General features: G+C 39.5%; 9 protein-coding genes and 1 other RNA gene. All 10 read left to right on the forward strand.

Features of this window, described 5'->3' with window-relative positions; genetic code table 11:
- The first annotated feature begins 1 nt into the window (after nt 1).
- Nucleotides 2-889, forward strand: coding sequence for a site-specific tyrosine recombinase XerD (gene xerD / locus P9L98_05700; GenBank protein ID MDP8216792.1), 888 nt, complete (start codon nt 2-4; stop codon nt 887-889).
- A complete protein-coding gene (locus P9L98_05705; GenBank protein ID MDP8216793.1) occupies nt 886-2,139 on the forward strand; it encodes a hypothetical protein in 1,254 nt (417 codons plus the stop codon). The genes xerD and P9L98_05705 overlap by 4 nt, the downstream gene beginning before the upstream one ends.
- A gap of 89 nt (nt 2,140-2,228) precedes the next feature.
- A complete protein-coding gene (gene rbfA / locus P9L98_05710; GenBank protein MDP8216794.1) occupies nt 2,229-2,597 on the forward strand; it encodes a 30S ribosome-binding factor RbfA in 369 nt (122 codons plus the stop codon).
- A complete protein-coding gene (locus tag P9L98_05715; GenBank protein ID MDP8216795.1) occupies nt 2,560-3,534 on the forward strand; it encodes a bifunctional oligoribonuclease/PAP phosphatase NrnA in 975 nt (324 codons plus the stop codon). The genes rbfA and P9L98_05715 overlap by 38 nt, the downstream gene beginning before the upstream one ends.
- A 4-nt stretch (nt 3,535-3,538) precedes the next feature.
- The gene (truB, locus tag P9L98_05720) at nt 3,539-4,249 is read left to right on the forward strand and encodes a tRNA pseudouridine(55) synthase TruB (protein ID MDP8216796.1); all 711 of its coding nucleotides are present in this window, start codon (nt 3,539-3,541) and stop codon (nt 4,247-4,249) included.
- Complete coding sequence (locus tag P9L98_05725; GenBank protein ID MDP8216797.1) at nt 4,246-5,082, forward strand: riboflavin kinase; 837 nt, start codon at nt 4,246-4,248, stop codon at nt 5,080-5,082. Before truB ends, P9L98_05725 begins: the two co-directional genes overlap by 4 nt.
- A complete protein-coding gene (locus P9L98_05730; protein MDP8216798.1) occupies nt 5,055-5,177 on the forward strand; it encodes a hypothetical protein in 123 nt (40 codons plus the stop codon). The genes P9L98_05725 and P9L98_05730 overlap by 28 nt, the downstream gene beginning before the upstream one ends.
- A 5-nt stretch (nt 5,178-5,182) precedes the next feature.
- On the forward strand, nt 5,183-5,632 hold the full coding sequence (smpB, locus tag P9L98_05735) for an SsrA-binding protein SmpB (GenBank protein ID MDP8216799.1): 450 nt from the start codon (nt 5,183-5,185) through the stop codon (nt 5,630-5,632).
- Nucleotides 5,633-5,670: 38 nt separating this feature from the next.
- Nucleotides 5,671-6,022: a transfer-messenger RNA gene (gene ssrA, locus P9L98_05740) on the forward strand.
- Between the two features lie 226 nt (nt 6,023-6,248).
- Nucleotides 6,249-6,470: DUF4160 domain-containing protein (locus P9L98_05745; protein ID MDP8216800.1), on the forward strand; the 222-nt coding region annotated here is incomplete at its 3' end.

The raw sequence follows: 6,470 nt of genomic DNA on the forward strand, positions 1-6,470 counted from the left end.
AATGGATAGAGAACTGCTATTAGATGATTTTTTGTCTTATGTTAGTTTAGAGAGAGGTCTAAGTGATAATACTTCCCGGGCCTACAGGGTCGACATTAAAAAGTTCTATGATTTTATGGATAGTAAAGGAGTAGGGCTATCATCAGTAAGGAGAGATTTTATATCAGACTACCTCTGGAGTGAAAGAGAGAGAGGTAAGGAGTCTTCTACTGCTGCAAGAAACCTTGTATCTATAAAGGTCTTCTTCCGCTTCTTAACAAGAGAGGGCCATATCAAAGAAGACCCTACCGAGGCTATGGATTCACCTAAGCTTTGGAAGAGATTACCTGAGGTCTTAAACTTAACTGAAGTTGAAAGGCTTCTTGAGGCTGCAGGATCTGGTGATACCCAGAGCATAAGAGATAGGGCGATACTTGAGCTGCTCTACGGCAGCGGATTGAGGATATCAGAGCTCAACAGCCTTAAAGTGTTAGACGTTAATCTCGGAGTAAGTTTTCTTAAATGTAAGGGTAAAGGCGGTAAAGAGAGGATAGTCCCCTTAGGGAGTAAGGCTGCTTGCGCAATAGAGAGATATTTAAAGACCTCAAGGCCGGAATATTTAAAAGGCAGCAGCGATTATCTATTTTTGAATAGGTCGGGCAAGATGATATCGCGGCAATCCTGCTGGAAGATCATCAAAAAATATGCCTCTCTTTCAGGGATAAAGAAGTCTATCAGTCCTCATACGCTGAGGCACTCTTTTGCAACGCATCTTCTTGAGGGGGGTGCCGATTTAAGGTCTGTACAAGAGATGCTTGGCCATGCTAATATTTCTACAACACAGATATATACCCACGTGGATAGGGAATATCTTAAACAGATTCACAAAAAATATCATCCACGTCCATGAAGATAAGAGTAGAGAATCTAAATAAAAGAGTTGACCCCAAGCTTAAACCCTTACTCAGGAGCTTCTCAGATATCGCAGAGAGTTTAGACATTAAACTCTATATCGTGGGGGGGTTAGTCAGAGATTTGATATTAAAGAGAGGCTGTTTGGATTTAGACTTACTCTTAAGTTCAAAGTTAGACAGCTTTATAGATTTAGTTCAGAGTAAGCTTGGGCTAAGTGTTGAAGAGACCTCTTTCTTGACCGCTAAGGCCGAAGTTAATGGTCTAAGTATTGATATTGCTCAGGCTAGAGGAGAGCTGTATCAAAATAACGGTTCTCTTCCTGAGGTCTACCCCTCAAAGATAGAAGAGGATTTTAGGAGGCGGGACTTTACCATAAACAGCTTGATGGCTAGAGTCTATAAGGGTGAGCTGGTTGAGGTTTTGGACTATGCGGGAGGGTTGGCTGATATTGATAAAAGAGTTATACGGATAATAAGAAAAGGCAGTCTCTATGAAGATCCTACCCGGATAATAAGAGCCTTAAGGTATAGAGCGAGGTTTGGTTTTAAGATAGAAGAGAGCACTTTAAGCGAGCTGAAGGAGGCTATCAATTCAAATGTCTATGAGAGTTTAAGCACTCAGAGGCTGGGAGCTGAGCTTCTAAGAGTATTTAAGGAAGAGAGGGTATTTGGGCCGATAACCGAGTTATTTAAACTTAATGCTATGGGTTTTATCCCTTCTGTTGAGATAGACTCTACTCTTAGAGAGAACTTAAAAGTCTGGGATGGTTTTAAAGGCAAATCCTGTTTCGAGCACTATTTTATTGTGCCTTTAAATATTGTAGCTGGAGATTTAAGTAGAGAGGATTTAAATATTCTCTTTGATATCTTTGAGCTTACGAAGCATCAGAGAAAGATAATGGTTGAGTTTAAAGATATTGATAGAGAGAAGCTGCTGGGGTATCTTTCAAATAGCTTGAAGGCTGTTGATATTTATGATAGATTAAATGGCCTTGATATACATTCTATCGTCTCTCTCTATATCTCTGCTTCCAGCAGAAGAGCAAAGAGGAATCTGCTCTCTTTTATAGATAAGATATCCAAGGTTAGGCTCGAGATAACGGGAGAGGATGTAAAGGGTTTAGGTGTTGCTGAGTCTCCTCAGATAGGCGAGGTACTGAAGAGGGTCTTACGCAGTAAGATATCGGGGGCTCTTAAGAGCAGGGCTGATGAGGTTAGAGCGCTTAAAGATCTGTTAAAGGTCTAATGCAGATATGGTAATCTTCATATCCGGAGTTTTGGTTAAGATAACATTAAAAAAGTATTGAGCAGTCTGTTATAGGATAGAGTCTTTAAATGAGCAGAATAGATAGGGTAAATCAAGAACTTAAGAAGGCAATAAGTGAGATACTTCTCTTTGAAGTCAAGGACGAGAGAGTAGGCTTGCTTACGGTGACCCATGTTAAGATGAGTGCTGACTTAAAACAGGCCAAGGTCTACTACACTGTTTCAGGAGATGAAAAGAAGAGAGAGGAGGTTAAGAAAGGGATAGATAGTGCTAATGGTTTTGTGAGGCAGCTCTTGGCTCATAAGATGCGGATGAAGTATGCCCCCGAAATTATATTCTATTTCGACGATACACTGGATAGGACTATAAAGGTAGAAGAGATGCTTGATGAGATAAGAGATGAAGATAGAAAAGAAGATCAAAGACAAGTTACTTAAATTTAACAGTTTTATTATAACAACCCATATAGATCCTGATGGTGATGCTATAGGCAGCCAGCTGCTTCTCAGGCGGCTCCTGAAGAGGCTGAACAAGAAAGTGGTTATGGTAAATGTCAATTCTACACCCGCTAACCTTAAGTTTCTGCCCGGGGTTAAAAGCATAAAGCTTTCCAGAGATTATAAGGTAGACTTTAATAAGTTTGATACTTTAGTTGCTTTAGATATTGCAAATCCTCATAGAGTCGGGAGAATGAGTAAGGTTATCTCTTCTGCTGAATATGTTATAAATATTGACCACCACATAAGCAATAGCAATTTCGGTGATTTGAATTGGGTAGAGAGAGATGTGTCTTGTGTAGGTGAGATGATATACCGGCTTTATGGTTACCTGGGCTTAGAGCTGGACTATAAAGATGCTCTGCTTAGCTATGTTTCAATAGCAACAGATACAGGTTATTTCAGGCATGAGAATACAACTTCTGAGACTCATAGGATTGCTGCCTCTCTCATAGATAAAGGGGTCAAGCCGAATGTTGTCTATAGCGAGCTTTTTGAAAATAAGAGCCTCTCCAAGATGCGTATTTTTGCTTATGCTTTGAGCAGCCTGGAGAAGAGAGACTGTATGGCCTGGGTAGATATCAGCAAAAAGGCACTTAAGAGGAGTACTGCAAAGAGGGAGGAACTTGAAGGGTTGATAGACTCCGTTAAGACTCTTAGAGGAATAAAAGTGGCTATGGTATTTCAAGAACTTGATGATGGTATTATTAAGATAGGTTTTCGCTCTAAAGAGAAGAGAGTAGATGTGGATAAGATTGCAGCTATCTTTGGCGGCGGAGGCCATAAGATGGCCAGCGGCTGCAGAGTTAAAGGGACCCTTTCGGGAGTTAAGAAGAGAGTGCTCTCTATAGTAGCTGAATATCTAAAGAAGGGTTAGCAATATGTTTAATGGATTCCTACTAATCAATAAACCTAGTGGTATAACTTCACATGATGTGGTTGATTTTATCAGAGAGCGTTTTCAAATCAGAAGGGTTGGTCATGGAGGGACACTCGATCCTCTTGCAACAGGCCTTTTGATTTTAATGCTGGGAAGAGCTACAAAGCTCTCTCAGAATATTATAGGGCTCGATAAAGAGTATTTTGCTCAGATGAGCCTGGGATTTTCTACTACGACCGGAGACCTGGCCGGTGAGACAATTGAGAAAGCAGAAGATAAGAGTTATTTAAACCTTAAAGAAGATCAGGTTCAAGGAGCGTTCGACTCTTTTATCGGTAAGATAGACCAGATTCCTCCGATGTATTCAGCAGTTAAGTATAAGGGTAAAAGGTTATATAAGCTTGCCCGGCGTGGTATTGAGGTTCCCAGAAAGCCCAGAAAGGTTAAAGTCTATAATATGACTATAGAGAAGATAGAGTTACCCGAGGTATCTTTTAAGGTAAAATGTTCTAGGGGGCTCTACATAAGACAGCTCTGCATTGATATAGGTAAGAGGCTCGGCTACCCGGCCCATCTATCTAGAATGGTCAGAACCTCGATAGGTAGATTCGGTTTAGAGGAAGCTAAGAACCTTAATCAGATACTGAATGAATCTGATTCTGAAAAATATATTATACCTCCTGAGATAGCCTGGGATCTTATCCAGAGATGATACTTCTAAAAGAATCTGATTTTTCGAAAAAAGATATTCATAAAAACATAGTTTTGACCTTAGGCGTCTTTGATGGTGTCCATATAGGTCATAGAGAAATATTTGACCTTCTTAAGTCTTTAACTTCCGATCTGGATTCAAAGAGTCTCATTATAACGCTCTCTCCTGACCCTGAAGAGGTTCTCTATTCCGATAGGAGGTTTACCGTTATAAGCCCCTTGGATTATAAGATAGAGATCTTGTCTCAGTTGGGCTTGGACTACTCTATGGTGCTTAAGACTGATAAAGAGTTGCTTGGGTGCAGCCCTAGAGAGTTTTTCGATAAGTTTATCTGGGAGAGGTTCCGTCCTAAAGCTATTGTTGTCGGAGAAGATTTTAGGTTTGGCAGAAAGAGAGAGGCTGACGTAGATGGTTTACGTAAGCTTTCGAGTGAGTATAAGTTTTCACTCCATATAGTTCCCTTTTTAAACTATAAGGGAGAGAAAGTAAGCAGCTCTAGAATCAGAGAGGCTCTTTTGCGGGGTGAGATAGAAGATGTGAGTTATATGTTATCCCGGCTCCCCAGATTTAGCGGCCGTGTTGTACCCGGTGAGGGCAGGGGGAGAAAACTCGGTTTCCCTACAGCCAATATAATAACCGATTATGTATTTGATTTAAAGAAGGGTGTCTATACGGGTTGGGCTTTGCTTAAATCAAAGAGGTTGCCTGCTCTTCTTTACGCCGGCACTGCGCCTACCTTTGGCGGCAAGTTTTTGCGTTTTAGGTCTATATTCCTAGATTTAGAGGTTATCTCTACGGGAAGAGAATGGCATTTGAAATTCAGAACTTCTTAAGAGAAGAGAGATTGTTCTTTAATAAGGGAGATATCCAGAAGCAGCTTGAAGTAGATAGAGAGTCTCTTATAAAAGAACTCTCTCATGAGGTTTAATAAAGATGGATAGGGTAGTCTTAAGGAATAAAAAGGTAAGACGAGATTTTTATGTTGAATATACTATTGAGGCTGGGATAGTCCTCTGTGGAAGCGAGGTGAAATCCTTAAGAGAAGGAAAAGCCTCTCTCTCGGATAGTTTTGCTTTAATTGAAGGAGGAGAGGTCTTCTTATATAACTTTCATATCAATCCCTATAAGTTCTCATCCGTAAATCATGAGCCTAAAAGAAAGAGGAAGCTCTTGCTTAATAAGCGTGAAATATCCAGATTAGTTATGGATGTTCAGAAGAAAGGTTTTACCCTTATACCTCTGAGCGTCTATTTTAAAGATAGTAGGTTGATCAAGGTTGAGATTGCCTTAGCGCGGGGTAAGAAGAAATACGACAAAAGAGAAGACCTTAAGAAGAAAGTTATCAATGCTGAGATTGATAGGGAGTTGAAAAAGCGCAGATAAGATGTTATATTTATATTGTATTATTGATCTTTGAAAATGGGGGTGAATGGATTCGATCCATTAAGTAGGCTTTGAAGCTGCATGCCGAGGATATCAGGCGGCCTCGCTAAAAACCTGATAACACAATTAAGTGACGCTGGTTGCGTCCCATTCTCTTTCTGTTAAAGAGAGAGGCCTCTCTTAGGGTTTACCTGTGACTCTATCTGAGGCTTGAAAAGCAGGTTGCCTCTCTTATTCTGCCTGCGGATAAGAGGTTAAGACTTAGCAGGATAGCTTCTTTAAATCCTGCCTTTTGGAGTTAAAGAGGTGAATTTAAATAAAAGGCTAAACATGTAGAAGCTCAGAGTACACTCATTGGAGACGCGGGCTCAATTCCCGCCACCTCCATCTTTAATATATTAGGTAGCATAATAGGGTCAGTTAGTTATGTAAAAAGTAGTCAATCCTGCAGTAAAATCAAGTATTTACATTACAAGATAAGTCAAGTTATTGTAAGTTATCATTTACTCTTAGAAAGCATGATTTTGTATTTTTGGTGGTGTTTTGGTGGGGTTTTTGATTTGATTTAAATATTTTATTTATTGTAAAACAATATAAGTTATTATATTATTTACACATGAGTCCAACTGTATTCAAAGAAGGAAAATATAGATTTCATTTTTTCTCTAAAGAGGAAGATAGAGTCCATATCCATGTTGTTTCTTCTGATGGAGAAGCAAAATTTTGGATAGAACCAACAATTTCATTAGCAAATTATTTTGGTTTTTCTAAAAAACAACTAAATTTTTTACAAAAGATTGTCGAAAGGCGTAAGAATGAAATTATTAAAGAATGGAAA

The organism is Candidatus Kaelpia imicola, assembly GCA_030765505.1.
Classification (GTDB): Bacteria; Omnitrophota; Gorgyraeia; order Kaelpiales; family Kaelpiaceae; genus Kaelpia; species Kaelpia imicola.